At 66.2% G+C, this 1,526-nt stretch carries 2 pseudogenes; both read right to left on the bottom strand.

From position 1 onward, the window contains the following. Window positions 1-255, bottom strand: a pseudogene (locus tag BVI061214_RS13130) (IS982 family transposase); the annotation flags it as partial. Window positions 256-267: 12 nt separating this feature from the next. Continuing rightward, window positions 268-1,469 (bottom strand): annotated as a pseudogene (locus BVI061214_RS13595) (IS256 family transposase). Window positions 1,470-1,526: the final 57 nt, after the last annotated feature.

Genomic DNA, 1,526 nt, shown 5'->3' with positions numbered 1-1,526 from the left:
GGCGTAGGCCTGGGCCTGGTGGAGGTTCTTCCAGACCTGGGAGAGGAGGTGAAGGAGGGGCAGGAAGAGGGGGTAGAGGGCGTGGAGCCTGCGGTTGAAGCGGCTTGGGGAGGGGACTTGGGTGAAGAGGTTCAGGTCTTTGGCGAGGGCCAGGGCCTTGTTGTGCTTGCCACCGAGTTCCATGGCGGCGAGTATGGCGAGGGTAAGGATGACGCTGGAGGGAATCTTGGTCTGGGGGTCGTCCTTGTGGCCCATCGCCTGGAGGGGTCAAGTCGCGATTTTTGTGGGTTTCTCTTCCGCGGCCCAAAGCGGGCCCATGTCTAGGTAACGCCGGAAAGCCCAGTCCTCCGTGGCCCTCAGCATCACCACCGTGGCCAGATTCACCAGGCTCCCCTCGCCGGGGAAGACCCCAACCACCCTGGTCCGCCGCTTCACCTCACGGATAAGCCGCTCCAGGACATTCGTGCTCTTGATGTGCCGCTGGTGGCCGCTGGGAAAGTCCAGGTAGGTCAGGGCCTCCCCCAAACCCTGGGCAAACACCTCCACCGCCCGCCGGTACCGGTCCCGGTAACGCTCAACGAACCCCCGGGCCAGAGATTCCGCCGTGCCCCGCCGCCGCGCCACAAACACCTCCTGGAGCTCCTCGGCCACCACACCCCGCTCCGACTGCGGCACGTGGGCCAAAACGTTCCGCATAAAGTGCACCACGCACCGCTGCCAGCTGGCCCCAGGAAGCTCCGCCATCACCGCTTGGCGGATGGAAGGGTGGTCGTCGGAAATGACCAGCCTCACCCCCCGAAGCCCCCGCTCCACCAGGCCCTTCAGGAGGTTCCTCCAGGCCTCCTTCCGCTCCCCGCCCGCCGGTTCCACCACCAGCACCAAAATGTACGGGCTGCGCCCGTGACCCCGGTAGCCTCCTTCGTTCACCCCCACCGCCACCAGAAGGGCCAGGTCCACCACCCGCCCGCCCCAGTTCACCTTGAAGTAGGCCGCGTCCAGGTAGAGGTAGGGGTAGGCCAGCTCCAAAGGCCGGCCCCGCCAGGCGGAGAGCTCCTCTCCAGGCGCTGGGCTACCCTGGAGACCGCGTCCTTACCGATGCGCACCCGGGACAGGCCCTCCGTGATGGCCGCTACCTTGCGGGTGGGGACCCCTTGCAGGTACATCTCCAGCACCGCCTCTTCTACCTCCCCGGTCATCCGCTTGTACCGCTCAAGGACCTCGGTCAGGAAAGTCCCCTCCCGGTCCCGGGGTACCCGGAGCTGGGCGATCCTGCCCGCCGGCGTGATGAGGTCCCGGGTGTAGTAGCCGTTCCGCTCCCCGCGGCGGCTTGGGGTGCGCTCACGGTAACCCGCAGCCAGGTGCTCGGTCATCTCTTCTTCCAACACCTGCTCGATGACGGCCTTGACCCCTTCTCGGATGCGCCGGCCCTTCTCCTCCTTGGTCAACCTCTTGAGCTCCTCTCGGTCCATTCCGCCCTCCATGCTTAACCCACAAAATACGCGACACTACCCCTGGAGGGCATCGTC

Origin of the sequence: Thermus aquaticus (assembly GCF_001280255.1) — a bacterium.
Classification (GTDB): domain Bacteria; phylum Deinococcota; class Deinococci; order Deinococcales; family Thermaceae; genus Thermus; species Thermus aquaticus.
This window is presented reverse-complemented; position numbering and strand designations above follow the sequence as displayed.